A 19,385-nucleotide genomic window follows, 5' to 3' on the forward strand; every position below is an offset into this window, starting at 1 on the left:
GATGCGCATGGCGCTGAACTTCTTCATGTCGGATATCGGCTCGATCCTGCCGGCGATCATTTCCGGCGCGGAGATCACCGCGATCGTGCTTTCGCTCGAGACGACCGGCCCGATGCTGATCAAGGCGCTGCAGAGCCAGGACATGTATCTGGCCGGATCGTTCCTGATGTTCCTTGCATTCCTCACCGTCATCGGCGTCCTGATCTCCGATCTGGCGCTGGCGCTTCTAGATCCGCGCATAAGGCTACAGGGCGGCAGCACCAAATGAACGCACCGCTCCCCCGCCCGGCGCTCCGCTCTCGGCCGTCGGCATCAGGGCAAGAAACCGCCTCGGACACGCAGTGGAGGGCAAGTCGCCTCACCTGGAGAGGCGTCGCTTGGCAGAAGTTAAAATGGGGTCTTCCTCATATGTGGAACGTATCCTTGCAAGAAAGCTGGCAAGGTATTTGATCGGCTCGCTTTGCGATCATATGTCCGGCCTGTGGGCGCGATCACACATGACCGGTGGCCATATGGTTTCCGCGACGCAAGTTCCCAACACGCTAGCGGCCTGTGGCGACCGATGGTTCTTTCGGAGTGTCTCGCGTCTCGGATCGATCGATCACACCATCTGCCCCTTCTCTGTGACAGCGGCCACGTTCCGTTCTGGTTCCGTTGCAAACTTTTCGCTTACGGCCGGCGTGTCATAGGTGACCGGCATTTTGCCGGAGAGTTGTTCATGTTCAAGGGTCGCCACAGGGCTAAACCCATCGCGAGGTTGGCCATCAGTTGCTTACTCCTTCAGCGGCAGCCGCGGGGGCTGGGGCGCGCTTTTGCAGTTCCGGCAGCGGCAGATAGGGGATGACGCCCTGTCCGTTGCCGGCCTGCTCGACGATGACCTTGTTGGAATCCTTCAGCACCTTCTCCATGGTTTCGATGAACAGACGCTGCCGCGTCACGTCGGGCGCCTTGGCGTATTCGTCGTAGACCGAGATGAAGCGCTGCGCCTCACCCTCGGCTTCCTGCACCACCCGGTTCTTGTAGGCGGCCGCTTCTTCGCGGACACGTGCTGCCTCGCCGCGCGCCTGTCCGAGCTTCTGGTTGGAATACTGGTTCGATTCCTCGACGAAGCGGTCCTCGTCCTGCTCGTCGCGCTGCACCTCGTCGCACGCGTCCGCCACTTCGCGCGGCGGCGCTGCGTCCTCGATCGAGATCGCATTGATTGTCAGCCCAGCGCCGTAAGCGTCGAGCGTGCCCTGGATGGTTTCGCGAACCGCGTCGGCGATTCCCTGACGGTCATCGCGGAAGATGTCCTGCGCAGGCCTGCGTCCGACCGCCTCGCGCATGGCGCTTTCGCCGACCTGGCGCACCATTTCGTCCGCATTGGCGACATTGAACAGATACGCCCTTGGATCAGAGACCTGATAGGCGATCGAGAATTTGACGTCGACGATATTCTGGTCGCCCGACAGCATCAGTCCCGACGAGGTGCTGCCGCGGACTTCGCCGAGGTCGACCAGCTTTTCCGCCGTGTTGGCGATCTCGACCGTTTCGATCGGCCACCAATGGAAATGCAGACCTGGACCTGACAACTCTTCCTTGGGCTTGCCGAAGCGCAGTTCCACGGCCAGTTCGTCGGGCTGCACGGTATAGACCGCCTGGAACACCCAAGCCGCGAGCAGGGCGAGCGCGATCAGCCCGAACAGCGCCGGGCTTGCCGCGCCGCCTCCCGGCAGTGCGTTCTTCAGCCGGTCCTGGCCGCGGCGTATGATGTCTTCGAGATCGGGCGGCAATCCCTGCGGGCCGCTCGGCCGCGGACCCTGGCCCCACGGCCCCCCGCTATTGCCGCCGCCGCCCCATGGGCCGCCGCCGCCGCTCTGATTGTTCCAGGGCATGAAATAGTCCTCAGCGAAGCACGTAAGGTAACCAGTAGACACCCTCCTTTTCAACCCATTCTCTATTTCCGTTGCCGATGAACCGCGCTGGAGTCTGGATACGCAAAAAAGCCCTAGTGAAGGAACGGCGGCTTGGAGAAGAGACGCGCAAGTTGCCACGCGTCCTCGGGCAGCGCTTGCGCCCGTTCCTTGGCTGAGACCGGCGCATGTTCAGCCTGCCGCCGAACGCGCGAGGGCGGGTGTCCGCGTCCGCTCCACGGCTTCGGCGGCAATGGTTGCGTGCCGGGCGACCACAGGCGGATCGAGGACTGGACGCCTACGGCATAGGTTCGAAGGATCCCTTTGGGGAGCCCTGTCCTGGGAGGGTCTTAGGGCTCTTGTTGCCGCGCCAGCGGCGGTAGAAGGGGGGCTTTCGGTTCGTCAGTCATCGCGCCTTGTGGAGTTTGAGGGAGGTGATGTAGAGGCCACCATACCGGCTCTTCGTGTCCGCTAAGCCCCGCTTCTGCTTCCCTAAGCATCCAAGTTTGCCCGGTAGCCTGATCCAGCAGGATAGTTGCGGATCGGGTGTTCCCGGTTGCCAAGCCCCGATACTCTCCGGCTTGGATTGTAAACCGTCGAGTTGCCGTAACGTCCTCGGCTGCCAACGCAGTCATGTCAACGGTTGCGAGCGGCACTGCGCAAACGGCAACGAATAGTCCAATCTTCATTGATCACCTCCCGTTATGAGTGACGTCATCATAGGCACAATCGTTCAAAGCGGAATGGGCGGGCAGCCCTGGGATGGTGACTAGTCAGCGCTGCCGCCATTCACCATGTCCGATGCGTTCCGGGGTTCATCGGATCGTTCATTCCATCTCGCGCAGCCATTGCGGATGCCAGCTTCAGGAGGGCTCGGCATTGGAAGCTGCCCGATCCAGGCCGCACGGACAGCTGGAAGATCAGGCGATCAGTGATTGTGGCCGAGTATCGCCCGGCCTATTCCGTGGTTGACGGTGGCGCGACGGGAGACATCCAATATACAGCTGGCTACCTACGGGCGGATGCTACCCACCAGCACGTCGCGGCTGTCGTCGACGGACACCCACCTTCCGGTATGCTCCGACGACTGGCGCTTCAGATATTGGTACTTGGTGTCCTTCCAGGCACGAACACGCGGTTCGAGATTGTCGAGCACGAAATCGCCTTGATCCGTGTGGACTGTCAGCACCGCATGGCCGTCGCCGCGAAGATCGCGCACGACGGTGATGAGCAAATTGCTGGCTGGCGCACCGGCCTCCATGAGCAGACGGCGCTTCTCGAGCACGATGTCGTCGCAATCGCCGGTTCCGTCGACGGGATATTCCCAGTATTCCTCGACGCCCCACACCTCCAGGTCCGTGCGGGGAACCACCGTCGTATTCACGCGGTTGTTGACCTCGACGATCGTCGCCCAGAGTTCTCGTGTCAGTTCCACCGCCCCGCGGTCGCGGACCGGGCCACATTCCGTAGGATGGCGTTGACAAAGCTCGTAATGGCCGATCGGCTGCGACGTGTATCCACCGGTCGGCATGAATGCCTGTGCTGAAGCCGCATGTGCGCCCCCCAACAGCGTCGAAACGGCCAAAACCACAAACATCGGTGTATTGCCTTGCCCCATTGTGTCGTCTCCCCGTTTGCCGACACAATGGCAGAAGCTGATTTATTTGCCGCGAACCAAGCAGGTATAACTTTGATAAAAGTGCATTGTGTTATTACTGAAAGAGTTAACCACTATGATCAGACAGCAGGTGAATTACTAATTCAACTCCAATTCATTTTAAATTATCCATCAGCAGAGGATGACCTCGTGCTCCTGCGTTGGCGGCGTACCGGATGAATGAATTGCTGCGAATCGTGGTAATGCGCCGCGCGAACAATCCGGGGCAATCTCATGGTCTTCTACTATCTCGTTTTCCTCGCCGTCGTGCAGGGGATCACCGAGTTCCTGCCGATCAGCTCTTCGGCTCATCTCATTCTCGGTCGCGACCTGATGACGGCGATCGGGCTACCGCCCGCGCAAGGCACGGCGGCCGACCAGCTTGCCTTCGACATCGCGCTCCATGTCGGCTCGCTCGGCGCGGTCCTGTTGTATTTCCGGCGCGACGCCATCGAGATGGTGATGGGTTTGGTCGACGGCTTGACCGGCCGCGGCGGTCCGCGGTTTCGTCTTCTTCTGTTGGTCATCGTCGGCACTGTTCCGATCCTGGTGGTCGGCTTCCTGGTTAAGGACATCGTGGCCGGCTTTCTGCGAGCGACCGAGATCATCGCCTGGATGACCCTGGTGTTCGGCATTGCGCTCTGGGTGGCGGACCGGACGAAGACGACAAAGCACGATCCCCACGCGATCACGATGCGCGATGCCTTCATCGTCGGGCTGCTGCAATGCCTCGCGATCATCCCCGGCGTCAGCCGGTCCGGCATCACCATGACGGCCGGCCGTCTCCTCGGCCTCGACCGCCCGCTTTCGGCCCGTTTCGCGCTGCTCCTGGCGATGCCAACCATCGCCGCCGCCGGGCTGCTTGCGACCTACGATCTCTACAAGCAAGGGAATACGCGCCTGACCGCGGACGCCGTCCTTGGCGGCGGGCTCGCCTTCATTGCCGCGTGGATCGCGGTCGCCTTGATGATGCGCTGGCTCCGGCACGCGAACTATACGCCGTTTGTCGTCTACCGGATCGCACTAGGGTTGCTGCTGCTCGCATTGGTCTACGGCACCGGCTGGAGCCCGAATGACGGTATGTGACAGCGGTGACCAACGGACACAGGCTCATCCGAGGCAGGCATCTGGAGTCTATGCTCGTACCCGCTGGTGAAACGCTGGTCGTGAGCCCAAGCGCGGCGTCACTCCACGGCACCGACAATTGGTCCGAAGCCGCCGTGCCAGGATATATCATTGCGGCCGAGCTCTGGCGAAAAGAGTCCCGTTCCCCGGCCACCGTCGAGAAACAGGGCGTTGCGGCAGCCGAGAAAGTCGCGGAAGAGACGCGCAAAGTCATGGAAGTTGACCTGGTCTTCGCTGATCGCGAAGTGGACCATGCCGGGTCCGGAGACGCCGACACCGGTGCGGCGGGTGCGATCGCGTGAGCCCTCGATAAAGGCGGGGTGGAGCTCGCCGTCGATCACCAGCATGGGGCCGGATTGGCTGGCGTAGTCGGTCTGACGCCGGACATTCAGGAACCGCTCCGTCGTCAGCACGCCGGCATTCTCGCCTCGGATGTAGAAGACGCCGTTCGGCTTCCTATAAAAGTTCGGCACCGGGCGGAGGCCCGAAGCAGCGTCGGCGGTATTGGTCGGTCTGAGCTCCCGCCCATCCTCCACATACAGTCCAATCGGCGTGAAGTCGGTCTGGAACATGCCGGCGTTCATCGCAAAGGTGAGAACTCTGCCGTCCGCCTCCACCGCCTTGGCGAGGGTCGAGAAAGATCGGTATGGGCGGTCGCTTGCATCGCGCCAGAACAGGCGCAGGTCGGTCTCGACCAGGTCGAAGCTGCAGACCGTGTAGCGGACGCCTTCGAAGTCTTCGCTCCGGCATGGCCCGTCGGCAAGGGCCGGGACGGCGACCGAGAGAGGGGCAAGCAGCAGGACCGTTGCGCCGAGCATGTTTCGGCAACGGCCTCCGATGCCGATCGAGGCGACGACCTTGTGGAGCGGGCACGCCCAGGTCAAATCGGGTCTCCCATGAGCCAAGTGACGATGGCGAATCCGAAATCGCCGAACACCAGCAGCGCCCAGGCCCAGACAAACGCCGATGTGAAATTCGCGATCTGGAATGTGCGATAGGGCATTTCCAGGATTCCGGCAATCAGCGCACCGCCGCCCGCAGCGGACCGAAGAAGCGGCCGATGAAGATGCCGAGCGCCCCACTTTCTCATAAAGAGATGGCCGCGACCCGACCCAATGGGAACCCAATCGCCAAACGCCGCCCCGCGCAAGGGGATCGATGCGCCAGTGGCTGGCACATCCGCCGCGATGGGTTTCATACCCTGTTCCAGCGGTCGGCCGCTGTTGCAATCAGGTGACTGTGCCGATCAAGCAATTTTTCAATCATACATGTTCGTTGACTCCGCCCGGAGATCGATCTTAACATCTTGTTAACAAAAAAAATCAAGGGCGATGGGGAACGGGCGAATGACCTCACCCAACACGCGGGCGTGGCTTGTTGCCGCGATTTCAGCGGTATTATTGGCGACGTGGGCTTTCGATGAGGCAGTCGCGGGTGCAAATTCCGGCGTCGCTTCACCGGCTGCAAAGTCAAGCGCGATGGTGACGGGCGGCGGATACACCTCGCAGCCGATCGGCCACTACGATTTCTGCAAGCGTCTTCCGGCGGAATGCGCGATCCGTTCCCACGACAACGGTCCAGAGCGGCTGACCAAGAACTTGTGGACGCTCCTGGCGGCGATCAACGTCAAGGTCAATAAGGCGATCAAGCCGATGAGCGACATGGTGACCTATGGCAAGGACGAGGTCTGGGCCTATCCGGCCAACGGCGTCGGCGACTGCGAGGATTATGCGCTGCTCAAGCGCAGGATGCTTAACGAAAAAGGCTTGTCGCTTGCCAACCTGCTGATTACGGTCGTCCGCAAACCGGACGGCGAAGGCCATGCGGTGCTCACGGTGCGCACTGACCGGGGCGATTTCATCCTCGACAATCTCCACAACGAACTGCGTCCCTGGGAGACGACCGGCTACGCCTTCCTGAAGCGTCAGGCGACCACGCACGCTGGGCGGTGGGTTTCCATTCGCGAGGGTCAGACGACGCTCGTCGGCTCCGTTGACTGATCAAGGGTTTCCACCACCTCCGGGAGTCCCGCTCAATAACGTCGATTTTTCGTGATCACTTCCGCAATCCAGTTCAGCAATGCTAAGAATCGCCTGGCGCGACCAGGAGGAGGAGCATGGGGCTTAAGACATATGTGGAGACAATCATGGCCGTGTTGATCGGAGCGTTCGTCGGCGCATTCCTGGGCCTTGTCTTTGATTATGTTGAATCCACGAAAAGCATGGCCTTGACGACAGGCATGACCGGCGAGCGATTGGTTGGAGGAGCAGTCATCGGCGTTGTTGTGGCGCTGGCTCTGGCCGTCATTCGGATTCGATCCCGCGCCTTTCGATCGCCTTGAGCGCGCAATTGTTTGATGACAGCGCAGGTATCGAAGCGGTGGCGATTTTGGTCGTTTTCAGTCTCGACCGTCACGCAATGTAGTCGGCTGCTGAACGTGGATTGGTTGGGCGGAACTCTTCACGAGAGTATGCACGAATCCTGCACGAGATAGACCTCGGCAACCGGCGTGAAATCAGAGATGAAAAGCCGAGTTTTGGATTCTTAAACGGTTGCAACTCGTCGGCCGGCAAATGTGTCCAACTCGCACCGTGCACGAAGCTGCGCGGCGCCAACTTCCAAGTGCCCTTACTGCTGCGGCGCTGGCGTCGGCGTACCGCCAAACCAACCAGCCGCATACCCAATCGCCCACAAGACCACGATTACGGCTACCAGACCGTACCAGAGGCGCCTATCCGAGAAATTCATCGTTACCTCCCGTTATTCCACCGAGCACCGCCCTACCTGGGCAATTTTTCGAGGCTTTGGCCGTCCTGCCGCGACGAGCGACCCATCGGTTCTTCTACAAACGCAGAATAGACCAGGAGCAGATTTTTGAGAAGCACGCCGATTGTCCGCCGTGCCCGGGCGCCGCGGGACCGAACAGCAGCGGCAACTCATGCTTGCTCAGCGCGACCGACGCGGCATTCTTCTCAGCTTTGGCTAGGCCATCGGGGATACGAGTAACTTGTCAATGCGCCGGCCGTCCATGGCGACGATCTCGAAGCGCCAGTCCTCCCAATTGAAATGGTCACCGGGTGCCGGGATTCGCCCGAATTTGAACAAGGCAAAACCCGCCAGCGTGTGAAAGTCGCCACGTTGTGGACGCTCCCGGATCTGAAGACGATTGAAGGCGTCCTGCGCCGGGATCCGGCCATCCATCAGCAACGAGCCGCCGTCCTGCTCGATCACCTCCGGCTCTTCATCCTCGGCACTCGGGATGTCGCCGGCGATGGCCTCCAAGAGGTCCGTTTGGGTTACGATCCCTTCAAAGCTTCCATACTCGTCGACAATGACCGCCATGCGGATAGGACGCTTCTTGAACTGTTCGAACACGCCAAGAACCGGTGTCCGTTCGTGGACAACCAGGGCTTCCTTGACGAGGACGAGAGGATCGAGCGGCTTGCCGTCAAGGGCCTGGTCGAGAAGATCCTGCTTGCGGACGACGCCGATGACGTCGTCGATCTCTCCGCGGCTGACGACGATCTGCTCATGCCGGCACTCGCGGACCGTTTTGAGAGTTGCCTCGAGACTTTCCTCGGCATCGATCCACACCACCTCAGGTCGCGGCGTCATGAAGTCGCCGATGCGGCGCTGGCCGATGTTGAAGATGCGTTCGACGACCTCACGTTGAACCTCGTGCAGCAACCCGGCCCTGCCGCTGGCTGTGATCAGCATTTTTAACTCTTCCGGCGAATGCAGAGTCTCCTCCCCGGTTCCGGCGCGAAGGCCCGCGAGCCTCAGCAGCTGGTTGCCTAGCCCGTTGAGAAGGAAGATCGCCGGCCAGAGCAGTATCCGAAACAAGCCGAGCGGTCGCACGATCCAGAGCGCCGTCGCCTCGCTTCGCTGCAAGGCGAGGCTCTTCGGCGCCAGTTCACCGAGCACGATGTGGAGCGTCGTGATGATCGCGAATGCGATCGCGATCGCGATCGCATGGGCTCCGATACCCGTCCAGGCGCCGGCCAAGCCAACGAGCATTGGCTCGATCATGTGGGCGAGCGCAGGTTCGCCGATCCAGCCGAGGGCAAGCGACGAGATGGTGATCCCGAGCTGTGTGGCTGCCAGGTTGGCGTCGAGACGATCGACGGCGCGCTGCAGCGCCTTGGCGTTCGGTCGCCGAACCGCTACCAGTTCCGCGACCCGGCTTCTGCGGACGGCAACCAGCGAGAACTCCGATGCGACGAAAAAACCGTTGGCAAAGACAAGGATGAATACGGCTAATATCCCCAGAAGGCCGAGAATATTGCCATCGGAACTGGACATGATCTTCTCGCGCGACAGCGCGCTCCTCGCCGACAAAGAGATCTACAAGCTTAGCACCTGCGAATGGGCATAGGGACCGCTCACCGTCGGCATCAGGGAAGAAGCCAGTGCATTCGAATATCACGATGAGGGAATACGCGGGTCGAGCACCAGATAGAACTCGTCGGTCGGCGTGAAATCCGTAACCAGGAACGAAAACGAAACCGCTTCGAGCGGGTCGACCTTACCGTTGCGGAAGAGCAGCCGGTCATAGGGCTCGAACTCGCGGCTGTATTCGGCAAAGCTATCCGAGGAGATGGCGTCTGAATCTGAACGGCGCTGGTCGAAAGACAGGCCATCGCCGAAGGTGCTCGCTTTTCCCAGGTTCTCCTGCAACTCGAGCTCGAACTCGATCCAGGCAAGTCCACTGTTGTTGAATGTGGACAAGCGGACATAAATCAATCCCATCGGGTCTTCCATGCCGATACCTTGAAGGGAACGATGGAGCGAATGACCAGCGTTACTGGGCTGGCAGACGTCAATTCAACGTTGATTTTCAGCGGGTCGGTCCTTGTTCCGCTTCCCGATGCCGATCGCAGCCGAAAACCGCCAAGCTCGTCCGAAAGGGAATAGATGCCGGTATTGACGATCACTGACCCGGCGGTCTCGGATTGAGCGCGCAGCGCCGCCGCGGGAAACAACAACAAGAGAATCCCACCGACGCACAATGCGATCCGACCCAATGAATAGATCGAGAGCAGGAAAATCTGTGGGGGCATTCAGGCGGCCGCAGCTTGAGTTGATGTCTGGTTCTCATTTGCCGCGAGCCCGGGATACCACGTTTCGAATTGGCCGCGGAGCGTGCCATCCAGGGTTCGCGTGCGGATCTGCAGGAGCATATGGGCGCCGCATCGCGACCACTGCATCTGTTGTTTCTTGGTAAAGCGCTTGGCGATGACGACATTGACGGCGGACTCCACGAACGACGTAGCGATGCGCTCGTCGTTGCGATAGCGTTCTCCGTAATTCGGGATCGCGTGGGCGTTGCGCTCGATATAGGTGACGAATTCCGCGAGCGCCTGGGAGAACGCCTTCAGCTTGGGATAGGTGCAGTCTTCTTCGAGCCCATAGAGGTCATCCGCTAGGTCCTGGCTCCAGAACAGGGCGGCGCGGGAATTGCCATGCCAGAGGTACCGCTTGATCCGCAGCAGATTGCGGGCAATCCGCTCGCCGGCTTCCTGGTCGTGATGGATGAGACCTTTGGCATACTGGCCAAGCACCGTCAGGCGCATGGTGATATGGAACCAATCCAGATGATGCTCCGCGTAGGGCGCCATCTCGGCCGCCAGGTTGCGAACGTCATCGCCGCCGTCGGTCAGGAAGGTGACGGCTTGGTTCAGCTGCAGGCCTTGCGAACACAGGAGTTCCCACAGTCGGCGTTTCGGCTTGGTATCAAAACTCTGGACCAGGCCGAGATAGCGATCGTTGCGATCCCGCGGCAATGACTTGCCGACCAGAATCCCGAAATGACTTTTCCTGTCGGTCCAGTCGCGCACATAGCCGCCATCGATGCCGACGACGATCTCGCCTTCCGGCTGCGGCAGCGCCTTCCAGTCGCGTGGACAGCTGTCGATGAAGTTCGGCCGCTCATCGCCAAGTACGGATTCGAGGCGCTCCGCCATACGGTGCAGATGATTGCGCACGGTTTTCGGGTTGAGCCTGGCGTCGATCGGCAGCACGTCCCTGAGCAGGTCGACGGTCATGCCATAGGAGACGAGCGAGGCCCATTTGCTTTCAAGATAGAGCAGCTCGGGCGCGATGTGGCTGGTCAACAGCGAGGTCAATGGGCTGAAGGTCTGCGGTCCTTCTTCGGCTGCCGAAGCCGCGCAGCGACACCGATGAAGGCGCGGACTGTCGATTGGCACATTGCCGAACGGGGTGCGAAACGTCAGCGTGGCGCGGCCCTTGCGCCGAAGGGAGCGACCACAATGTGTGCAGCATCGACGACCGGCGGCGAAGGCGGCAGCCTGGGCCGCGACGAGGTGCTGCTGAACGCCGGCCAGAAACTCCTTGGCTTCATCGAGCGAAAGGCCGATTGCCTCCAGCCGATCGTGGCGCTTATCGATCACCAGCACATTGGCGTCATCGCAGATGATTTCGCCGGCGTCGCCAACAACCCGCAATCGCACCTCGACACGCATGGCTTCCCTCCTCCTGCATGAGTTTGTCACAAGACAGGGAGAGGAAAACCCGTGGCCGCGCTCTCCCGGTTTTGGTCTGGCGAACCCGCCGGCTCAGCAAAGCTGCTGATGCTTGAGAACATGGTGCTCGCCGGCGCGCAACCGGGTGTTCACTGCGCGCCGGTCAAACCGAGCTCGGTTTCGCTCCACAGCGCGCTCGAGCCGACCGCGGATTTCGTCGTCATCCAGCAGATGTGGCTGGTTCTGCAGCACGATTCGATCCAGAATCTCGACCATGGTGTCGAGATCTTCGTGGGCATCGAGGCCGAGTGCTTCGATGCGGAATTCGTCGTAGCCGGCCGGACCGCCGCATTCCTCGGGCGGGCAACCACCCTTGCCGCCGATGCAGGCCGGGTAGCCATTGCGGGGCTGCGGCTCAAGCCAGGCATCGATCCGGACCTCGTGCTTCCAGTAGTCCGTCATGTCGTATTCATAGACGAACTTGTCACTGCGGCGGAAATTGAAGCTGCAAAGCGTTCGGTCCGGATTTTCCGCTCCCAGCCCCCAGGAACCATAGTGCACAGCATGGATGCGAAACCGATAAAGGTGAAGGCTGTGCCACCCCAGCACCACCTGAAAGACGCCATGCAGGTCCTTCAACGTCATGGCTGCCGGCACCACGACGCGCCTCCAGACCATCGGGCTCACATCGAGCAGGCGAACCTTCAGTTGCAGGATCGAACCGTTGGCTCCACCCGATGAGTCGATCTCGTCGTCAAGCATGTTCTAATTCAGTCCGGCGGAAAAGTGCTATCGCGACAAGTCTATCGCCGCTCTCTCGCTCGGACTACCGGAAACATCCCACACTTTTTCCTGCTCTCCTTCATCGAATCTTGGCGCTTGGCGACGACCGAATCGACAGCGTTTACCGAGAACGCCGCCCCGGCGGCGAACCCGGCGATGACAAGGACTGCCGCAATGACCGGGATGCGCCTCACTGAACCGTACCATTTCCCGCAAGGCCGTCGATAATCGGGCAGTCCGGGCGTTCGTCGCCGTGGCAGTTGTGAACGAGATGCCTGAGCGCGTCGCGCAGGCTCGCAAGCTCCGCAATCTTTCGGTCAATTTCGGCGAGCTTGACCTCGGCGATCGCCTTCACGTCAGCACTCTCGCGCTCCTTGTCACCGTAGAGCGAAAGAAGCTGGCGGCACTCCTCAACCGAGAAGCCGAGGCTGCGGGACCGCTGCAGGAAACGTAGCCGATGCACGTCAGACATTGAATAGTCGCGGTATCCGTTTCCCGCCCGATCCGCCTTGAGGAGACCGATTTCCTCATAGTAACGGATAGTTTTGGGCGGCAAGCCGGACTTTTCGGACGCGGTTCCGATGTTCATTCATGTCTCCTCGTGTTTGATGCGGGAGAGATAATCCTTCCAGTTGCTGGAAGGTCAACCAGAATCGATCAAGTCCGATACTCGGCCCTGGATCAGCGCCCGACAGCCGTGATGCCTAAATCCACCACAAGAGTGGCAGAATGCAGGTTCGGGTTAGGTCCTGATCATGTATCGCGCTCAATGCCTCCGCCTTGCTAATGCCATCAGGGTCCAGCCCAACTGATTTTCGGCGGCGTCACGAAATCGATGATCGAGGAACCGCCCCTGCCCATCCTTATGGCACGCTAAGCGCGCCAGAGATCGTGGGGTCAGACGAGAGCCACGTTCCGGTCTCTTGCGGGTGATAGCTGCAAACCGGCCGCGATTCTAGGGTACGGGATGTAATCGGGAGGTCACCTATGAAGTTCGTACCTGGCATTGCGCTTCTCCTCGCTGTGTTCACGGTCGAGGCGTCAGTGGCGCAGAGCAATCCGGCTGAGCAGCGCGGACGCGTCATCGCGCGTACGAATTGCGCGCAATGCCATTCCATCGATCCTGTGGGGCCGAGCCCCCTTTCGGACGCGCCCCCCTTTCGGACCCTGCATGAAAGATACCCCGTCGAGACGCTGGAAGAGGCCCTGGCGGAAGGAATCCGGACAGGACATCCGGGCATGCCGGAATTCCGGCTGGAGCCGGACCAGATTGGCGACCTCATCGCGTTCCTGAAATCACTGGAAGAGCCCTCTTCGGACCAATAGGTGGCTTCGCTGAACCGCACCTTCGGGTTCGTGCTGCTCTGGTTTCCGATCGCGCGCAGTCGGCGAAAACGCAGAAACGATAGGTGCAGAACAGTGCAAGTGTCACAATTAAGGCGCTGTCTGGAAGGGAGATCATATGCCGAGACGGTTCGCGTTCGACGCTTCGACGGTCCTGACGGTGCTGACCGTACTGGGCATGCTGTTGGCCCTCGTGGCCATATGGTCACTCGAGGGTGTGCTCGCCGATCGATCTTCGCTGGTCGGACTTGGCCTCGTTTACATGGCGGGAGGACTGCCCGCCGCCTGGCGCGCGCTTGACGCCCTGTGGAAGGAACACATCCTCGATATCGATCTGCTGATGGTTGTGGCGGCGGGCGCCGCCGCGGCCGTGGGAGCGCCGTTCGAGGGCGCGGTCCTGCTGACCCTGTTCAGCGTTTCCACCACCTTGGAAGAGCAGGCGCTCGGCCGCGCCCGCCGCGCCGTGGAATCCCTGATGGCGCTCCGGCCCAAAACGGCACTGCGCAAGGCCTCCGACGGTTCAGTTGTCGAGGTCGCCGCCGCCGACCTGCGGGTGGGCGACACTGTCGTTCTCCGGCCCGGCGCTCGCGTGCCCGCAGACGGGATGATCGTCAGCGGTCGCGGTTCGCTGGATGAGGCAAACATCACCGGTGAATCCATGCCCGTGGCAAAGGAGGCCGGCGCGCAGGTGTTCGAGGCGACCCTCAATCTGGACGGAGTTCTCGAAGTCAGGGTGACCAAGACGATCGAGGACAGCACCGTCGCCCGCACGATAGCCCTGGTCACGGAGGCCCAGGCTGCCAAGGCTCCCTCGGAACAGTTCAGCGCGTGGTTCGGTCAGCGCTACACGATCGCCGTCATGGCGGGAGCGGCTCTTGCCTTCGCCGCCTTCCACTGGCTCGGACGTGACTGGGAGGACGCTCTCTATCGATCCGCGACCCTGCTGGTCGCCGCCAGCCCCTGCGCCATTGTTATATCGGTCCCGGCAGCGATCCTCTCGGCTCTTTCGGCTGCAGCCCGGAGGGGCGTGCTCTTCAAGGGCGGCGCTGCACTGGAAACGCTGGCGGCGGTCGACACCTTCGCTTTCGACAAGACAGGCACCCTGACCACCGGCAAGGCAGTCGTGACCCAAGTCGTGGCGCTCGATGGGGACGAAGAGGGGTTCCTTTCCCTGCTGGCAGGCATCGAGGCACAGTCCGAACACCACAGCGCCGACGCCATCAGGCACGAGGCTGCGAGCCGGTCTGTAGCGGTTGACAATGTGACAGATGTGGCCACCAGGCCGAGCGCCGGCGTCGTGGGCCATCACGGGGAAAGCCTGCTGTGGGCGGGCAATCCGCGCCTGGCATCGGAGATGAATGCCTCGATAGATCACCCGGCGCTCCGGACTCTCGCAGGCGACAATCAGACCGTCATCTATCTCGGCAAGGATTCCCGCGTTCTGGGTGCCGTCACCGTCGCGGACGGGGTGCGAACGACGTCGGCGGCGGCGCTCAGCGCGCTCCGCCTTAGCGGCGTCAAGCGGATCGTGATGATGACGGGAGACCGTCGGCCGGTCGCATTGAGGATCGGCGAGGAACTCGGCCTGCCGCCGGAGGACATCCATGCCGACATGCTGCCCGAAGAAAAGGTTCGCATGGTCGGAGAGTTGGCCGCCTCGGGCAAAGTCGCGTTCGTCGGAGATGGCGTCAACGATGCGGCTGCCCTTGCGCGCGCCGATGTCGGGATAGCCATGGGTGCAGCGGGATCGGATGTCGCGCTGCAGGCGGCCGACGTGGCGCTTCTATCGGAAGACATGGAGCAGCTTGCCAAGGCCCATGATCTCGCGCGTCGCACGGCGAGGATCATCCGGCAGAATCTGGCATTCGCGCTGATTGCTATGGCGGTTCTGGTCGTCGGCGGCCTGTTCTTCGAGTTGCCGCTTCCCCTTGCGGTGGTCGGTCACGAGGGGGGCACCGTCCTCGTCGTCCTGAACGGCCTGCGGCTGCTGGCGCCGCCCACCCGCGAAAGGGGGAGCGGCGGTCAAATGGAGAAAGTCCGGAAGGAGAATGGGACGTCCGCGTCCCCGCGGCCGAAGCAGGCCCATCGACAGAAGATCCCGAGGCATTCCTGAGGGATCGTTGTTGGTGATATACCCGCCCCACCAGTTGCGAACCAGCTCGCCACGTCATTGGCCAGCCGAAGAAATCCCGCTTGCCAAGTTGCATTGGCAGAGACATGCTACCGATAAGCGGGCAGTACAGGGGCGCGGAACGCGGTCGGTAAATTTGGATGAGCGTGCTGACGGGCGTCCCGATTTCGTGCTATTTGCCGAGCGGTCGAAGCCCAAGCTTCGAACACCGATTGCCGCTGGCTACACATCTACGGCTGGCTTCCGCTGCTTCTTTGGATTAAAAGCTGAGGAGGTTTCGATGTCGCACATCAGATCAGCCGTTTCTGCAGCGGCTCTCATAGCCATTGTTGCCGCCTTGCCGGCCGCAGCCGACCCGATCCCAGTAACCAGCGACAATTTCATTCGTGCCGAGAGCGATCTCTATTTCTCGGCCGTGATTGCACGCAACCGTTTCGGCAAGTTCGATCATGACCGCGAGATGACGCCGCTGGACAAGCAGGCGATCATCCGCCTGAACCGCGACACGCTCTATTCCTCTGCCGTGTTCGACCTTGACGCCGGACCGGTCACGGTCACGCTACCCGATACCGGTGGGCGGTTCATGTCGATGCAGGTCTTCGATCAGGATCATTACACCCACGGCGTCTACTACGAACCTGGCACATATACCTTCACCCGGGATGAGATCGGCACACGCTACGTCTTCCCGGGCATTCGCATCCTCGCCAATCCTGAGGACCCGGAGGACATGAAGGCGGTGCATGCGCTGCAGGATAAGATCACGGCTGAACAGACCGGCGGTCCCGGTAAGTTCGAGATCCCCGATTGGGACAGCGCCAGCCGCGACAAGACCCGCGCGATCATTCTGCAGCTGGCCGAGCCGCTGCCCGATACGCGCGGCATGTTCGGAGCCAAGCACCAGGTCCACCCTGTCCGCCATTTCATCGGCACGGCTATGGCCTGGGGCGGCAATCCCGAAGCCGATGCCCTGTATCTGAACCGCACGGTGGCCAAGAACGACGGTAAGACCGTGTATCGCCTCAATGTCGGCGAGGTGCCGGTCAAGGCGTTCTGGTCGATCAGCATCTACAACGCTGAAGGGTTTTATGAGCCCAACGAGTTGAACGCCTACACGATCAACAACCTGACCGCCGCCAAGGACGCAAATGGCGGCGTGACCGTTCAGTTCGGCGGCTGCGACGGCAAGATCCCGAACTGCCTGCCTACGCCCGAGGGTTGGAACTGGATGGTACGGCTCTACCGCCCCGAGTCGCAGATTCTCGATGGAAGCTGGGAATTTCCGGCTGCGGAGGAAGTGAAATGAACCGTCGCGCGCTCCTGAAGATCACGGCAGCATTCATGGCTTCGCCGTCGCTTCCCGCTTTCGCACAGGATGATATGAAAGCGTTGGCTCACGAAGCCTACATCTACACCTATCCGATGGTGAAGAATTACCTCACCATGTACCAATATGCGCTGGAGCCGAGCGGCGATCAGTACAAGGGGCCGTTCAACACCATAGTCAACGTCGCCCGCGTCTATACGCCTGAAGATACGGCAATCATCACGCCGAATTCTGACACTCCATATTCCTTCATCGTTTTCGACCTCAGGGCGGAGCCTGTCGTGGTGACGATGCCGCCGATCGAGAAGGATCGATATTACTCGCTGCAGCTTGTTGATCTCTACACTCACAATGTCGACTATCTCGGCACGCGGGTGGACGGCAACGACGGGGGTGACTTCCTGATCACCGGCCCGGGCTGGAAAGGCGACGTCCCGCCGGGCATCAAGCGCGTCGTGGCAATGCCGACGAAGCTTGCCATCGGCCTCGTCCGCACGCAGCTTCTCTCACCCGACGATCTCGACAAGGTCAAGGAGATCCAGGCGGGATACAAGGCATCACCCCTTTCCGTCTATGCCGGGACGGAGGCTCCGCCGGCGCCAGCCGCGCTCGAATGGCCGGCCATCTCGGATGAGAAGGTGACCACGGACTTTTGGCCGCTTGCCGCCTTCCTGCTGGAGTTTGCCCCGCCCTTGCAGGGTGAAGATGGGCTGCGCGCCCGTTTTGACCGGCTTGGTCTGAAGGCCGGCGAAACCTGGCCCCCGAAGGAGCTGCCGGCAAAGACCGTCACCATGATGCGAGAGCTTGTCGGCCCGACCGAGCAGGAGATCCGCGAAACATCCTGGGCGCTTACCGATTCAAGCAAGATCTTCGGCACGCCCGAATTCATGAAAGGCCGCTACATGGACAGGGCGGCGGCGGCACTGGGCGGAATCTACGGCAACTCGGTGGAAGAGGCACTCTATGTCATCTACGGCGCCGACACCAAGGGTGCTCCCCTCGATAGCAAGACCAAAAAATACGCCCTGCGCTTTACGGCGGCGACGTTGCCGCCTGTCGGGGCTTTCTGGTCGGTGACCATGTATGACAAGCCAAAGCAGTTGCTGGTAGCCAACCCGATCGATCGCTACCTGATAAACTCGTCGATGCTCTCCGGTCTCAAGAAGAATGAGAAGGGCGAGATCGTCGTCTACCTGCAGAATGAAAGCCCCGGCCCTGAGCTGGCATCGAACTGGCTGCCCGCGCCCGACGAAGATTTCTACGCGGTAATGCGGCTCTATCTGCCGAAGCCCGAAGCGCTCGACGGCCGTTGGAAGCCGCCGGCGATTGAAAGCTTTCCCTAGCCAGAGCGCGGCGGCCGGAACGTTAGGGCTGAAGCCGTCAGCACGGTGTGGGAGCGGTACTCTCGGTGCCGACCGTCGACGGCCATTCGCTTCGGCGACAAGGTCGGAGGGAATGCCTCTGGCGCCACAACGGCTGTATTGTTGTATCCGTGTTGCGCTCTGTCCCATGGCTACAGCGTTTGAAAAAGGGCCGATCGAGTGTGGCGACTACGTCCAAGTCGAAAGGGCGGCTTGTCGGCGGCTGGAGCAATGCGCGCCTGTCCGCAGGTGAAGCGAGCTCAAAAGCACGGTGCCTAATTGAGGTCGCCAGCGTGGTGCGGCCCGACAGCTCACGCACGGCGCCGAGGTCGACAAGGCGGTCGAACAGGCGGCGCAGGCCGCGATCGCTCATGCCGGTTTTTTTGTCCTCGCACGAAACCACGAGTGCGTCGTCGGAGAGCAACCGCTCGACGAAGGCGTCCGACCCTTTCGCCCGCAAGCTTTGGGGCGACAGCCAGCAGACGGTCGGCGCGGCGGCCCAGCTCGGCCGCAATATCCATCGCCTGCGACTGCCTTGCCGACCGCGCCAGCAAGCGACTGGATTTCGTCGCCGATCTGGCCGGCCGCCGCCTCGTCGAGCGCGCTCCCCAGATCACCTCGCGCTCTGCCGGTGGTTACGCCGTGCATTCCCCGAACGCACACGGCGCTCGAAGCGGCCGTCTGCATAATCAGAAGAAAAAATAACCAACCGCAAGGCCGAGAATGCCCAAGACGATCGGCATTACAAAGTCCACCGCCCTCGTCGAGATGAAAGGTTTTTCTTTGGCCAATGGATCGTCAAAGTGGAAATGATGGTGAGAAGGTTTTGTCATCGCCGGAACAACCACCCGTTTAATTTCAGAAAGGGTGTCACGCAGGCGTTAACGAGTGTCCATCAAAACTAGCGCAATGTTAGCAATGGCCAAATTAAAGCAGCCGGTTGTTTTCGACTAAGAGCGTGTCTGAGTAGTCACTGGTCAAGCGGGTGCGAGTCTGATTCCTTGCTGGGTTGTGAGCAAGGACTTTCGCCCCTGGAAGATCGATGAGGCACAGCTTCTGCCGCCGAGCGTGCAGGATTACGTGCCGAGGGATCACCTGTCTCGGCTGATCGTGGCGCTGGTGCGGGAAGAGCTTGATCTTTCCGCGATTGCCGGCAGCTACAGGAGCGTGCTGGGGCAACCACCGTTCGATCCGCGCATGATGACGGCGCTGCTTCTGCATGGCTACGCAAGCGGCATCTACGCGTCGCGGCGGATCGCCAGGGCGGCTTGTGAGCGAGCGGA

Annotated in this window: 18 protein-coding genes and 3 pseudogenes; 9 read left to right on the plus strand and 12 right to left on the minus strand. The window is 61.1% G+C overall.

Annotated features, from left to right (window positions below; translation table 11 throughout):
* Positions 1-268 (plus strand): annotated as a pseudogene (locus MAXJ12_RS31990) (ABC transporter permease); the annotation flags it as partial.
* Between the two features lie 496 nt (positions 269-764).
* Here MAXJ12_RS31990 and hflK read toward each other — a convergent pair.
* The 3 genes and pseudogenes from hflK to MAXJ12_RS32000 all read right to left on the minus strand — a co-directional run bounded on the left by hflK (position 765) and on the right by MAXJ12_RS32000 (position 3,510).
* A complete protein-coding gene (gene hflK / locus MAXJ12_RS31995) occupies positions 765-1,874 on the minus strand; it encodes an FtsH protease activity modulator HflK (RefSeq protein ID WP_008840367.1) in 1,110 nt (369 codons plus the stop codon).
* 152 nt (positions 1,875-2,026) lie between these two features.
* Positions 2,027-2,233 (minus strand): annotated as a pseudogene (locus MAXJ12_RS36270) (transposase); the annotation flags it as partial.
* A 671-nt stretch (positions 2,234-2,904) separates the two neighbouring features.
* Complete coding sequence (locus tag MAXJ12_RS32000) at positions 2,905-3,510, minus strand: transglutaminase-like cysteine peptidase (RefSeq protein ID WP_008840368.1); 606 nt, start codon at positions 3,508-3,510, stop codon at positions 2,905-2,907.
* Positions 3,511-3,783: 273 nt separating this feature from the next.
* Here MAXJ12_RS32000 and MAXJ12_RS32005 point away from each other — a divergent pair, with 273 nt between their 5' ends.
* On the plus strand, positions 3,784-4,635 hold the full coding sequence (locus tag MAXJ12_RS32005; protein ID WP_008840369.1) for an undecaprenyl-diphosphate phosphatase: 852 nt from the start codon (positions 3,784-3,786) through the stop codon (positions 4,633-4,635).
* A 98-nt stretch (positions 4,636-4,733) separates the two neighbouring features.
* Here MAXJ12_RS32005 and MAXJ12_RS32010 read toward each other — a convergent pair whose 3' ends face one another.
* Both MAXJ12_RS32010 and MAXJ12_RS32015 read right to left on the minus strand, forming a co-directional pair.
* Positions 4,734-5,492, minus strand: coding sequence for a phosphodiester glycosidase family protein (locus MAXJ12_RS32010; protein ID WP_040589275.1), 759 nt, complete (start codon positions 5,490-5,492; stop codon positions 4,734-4,736).
* A 62-nt stretch (positions 5,493-5,554) separates the two neighbouring features.
* A pseudogene (locus MAXJ12_RS32015) lies at positions 5,555-5,818 on the minus strand (DedA family protein); the annotation flags it as partial.
* Positions 5,819-6,152: 334 nt separating this feature from the next.
* On the opposite strand from MAXJ12_RS32015, the gene MAXJ12_RS32020 reads away from it, so the two are divergent.
* Entirely contained in the window at positions 6,153-6,674 is a 522-nt protein-coding gene (locus MAXJ12_RS32020; RefSeq protein WP_008840372.1) for a transglutaminase-like cysteine peptidase, read from the plus strand.
* A gap of 146 nt (positions 6,675-6,820) precedes the next feature.
* On the plus strand, positions 6,821-7,015 hold the full coding sequence (locus MAXJ12_RS32025) for a hypothetical protein (protein WP_139044160.1): 195 nt from the start codon (positions 6,821-6,823) through the stop codon (positions 7,013-7,015).
* Positions 7,016-7,656: 641 nt separating this feature from the next.
* On the opposite strand, the gene MAXJ12_RS32030 is transcribed toward MAXJ12_RS32025, so the two are convergent.
* The 6 genes from MAXJ12_RS32030 to cueR form a co-directional block, all read right to left on the minus strand.
* Positions 7,657-8,976 carry a hemolysin family protein gene (locus tag MAXJ12_RS32030; protein WP_008840374.1) on the minus strand — a complete coding sequence of 440 codons (1,320 nt, stop codon included), beginning with the start codon at positions 8,974-8,976 and terminating at the stop codon, positions 7,657-7,659.
* 120 nt (positions 8,977-9,096) lie between these two features.
* Complete coding sequence (locus MAXJ12_RS39420) at positions 9,097-9,423, minus strand: hypothetical protein (RefSeq protein ID WP_244421681.1); 327 nt, start codon at positions 9,421-9,423, stop codon at positions 9,097-9,099.
* Complete coding sequence (locus tag MAXJ12_RS39425; RefSeq protein ID WP_244421682.1) at positions 9,414-9,734, minus strand: hypothetical protein; 321 nt, start codon at positions 9,732-9,734, stop codon at positions 9,414-9,416. The genes MAXJ12_RS39420 and MAXJ12_RS39425 overlap by 10 nt, the downstream gene beginning before the upstream one ends.
* Positions 9,735-11,156, minus strand: coding sequence for an ISKra4-like element ISMal1 family transposase (locus MAXJ12_RS32040; RefSeq protein WP_008840375.1), 1,422 nt, complete (start codon positions 11,154-11,156; stop codon positions 9,735-9,737). It lies immediately after the preceding gene.
* A gap of 93 nt (positions 11,157-11,249) precedes the next feature.
* Positions 11,250-11,918 carry a plasmid pRiA4b ORF-3 family protein gene (locus MAXJ12_RS32045; protein WP_008840376.1) on the minus strand — a complete coding sequence of 223 codons (669 nt, stop codon included), beginning with the start codon at positions 11,916-11,918 and terminating at the stop codon, positions 11,250-11,252.
* A 211-nt stretch (positions 11,919-12,129) separates the two neighbouring features.
* Entirely contained in the window at positions 12,130-12,528 is a 399-nt protein-coding gene (cueR, locus tag MAXJ12_RS32050) for a Cu(I)-responsive transcriptional regulator (RefSeq protein WP_008840378.1), read from the minus strand.
* A 398-nt stretch (positions 12,529-12,926) separates the two neighbouring features.
* Here cueR and MAXJ12_RS32055 point away from each other — a divergent pair, with 398 nt between their 5' ends.
* The 4 genes from MAXJ12_RS32055 to MAXJ12_RS32070 all read left to right on the plus strand — a co-directional run bounded on the left by MAXJ12_RS32055 (position 12,927) and on the right by MAXJ12_RS32070 (position 18,084).
* Positions 12,927-13,265, plus strand: a complete 339-nt coding sequence (locus MAXJ12_RS32055; protein WP_008840379.1) for a c-type cytochrome — start codon at positions 12,927-12,929, stop codon at positions 13,263-13,265.
* A gap of 136 nt (positions 13,266-13,401) precedes the next feature.
* Positions 13,402-15,396 (plus strand): heavy metal translocating P-type ATPase, encoded by a 1,995-nt coding sequence (locus MAXJ12_RS32060; RefSeq protein WP_008840380.1) that lies wholly within the window; start codon positions 13,402-13,404, stop codon positions 15,394-15,396.
* Between the two features lie 298 nt (positions 15,397-15,694).
* Positions 15,695-16,720: a DUF1254 domain-containing protein gene (locus tag MAXJ12_RS32065; RefSeq protein ID WP_008840381.1), complete on the plus strand. Its 1,026-nt coding sequence runs from the start codon at positions 15,695-15,697 to the stop codon at positions 16,718-16,720.
* Positions 16,717-18,084, plus strand: coding sequence for a DUF1254 domain-containing protein (locus MAXJ12_RS32070; protein WP_008840382.1), 1,368 nt, complete (start codon positions 16,717-16,719; stop codon positions 18,082-18,084). Before MAXJ12_RS32065 ends, MAXJ12_RS32070 begins: the two co-directional genes overlap by 4 nt.
* Positions 18,085-18,121: 37 nt before the next feature.
* Here the strand turns inward: MAXJ12_RS32070 and MAXJ12_RS40310 are convergent, their stop codons facing one another.
* Positions 18,122-18,505 (minus strand): DUF1403 family protein, encoded by a 384-nt coding sequence (locus MAXJ12_RS40310; RefSeq protein WP_420492406.1) that lies wholly within the window; start codon positions 18,503-18,505, stop codon positions 18,122-18,124.
* A 608-nt stretch (positions 18,506-19,113) separates the two neighbouring features.
* Here MAXJ12_RS40310 and MAXJ12_RS32080 point away from each other — a divergent pair.
* On the plus strand, positions 19,114-19,385 hold a 272-nt coding region (locus tag MAXJ12_RS32080; protein ID WP_008840384.1), incomplete at its 3' end, for an IS1182 family transposase.

The sequence above is a fragment of the Mesorhizobium alhagi CCNWXJ12-2 genome (assembly GCF_000236565.1).
In the GTDB taxonomy this organism is placed as follows: Bacteria; Pseudomonadota; Alphaproteobacteria; order Rhizobiales; family Rhizobiaceae; genus Allomesorhizobium; species Allomesorhizobium alhagi.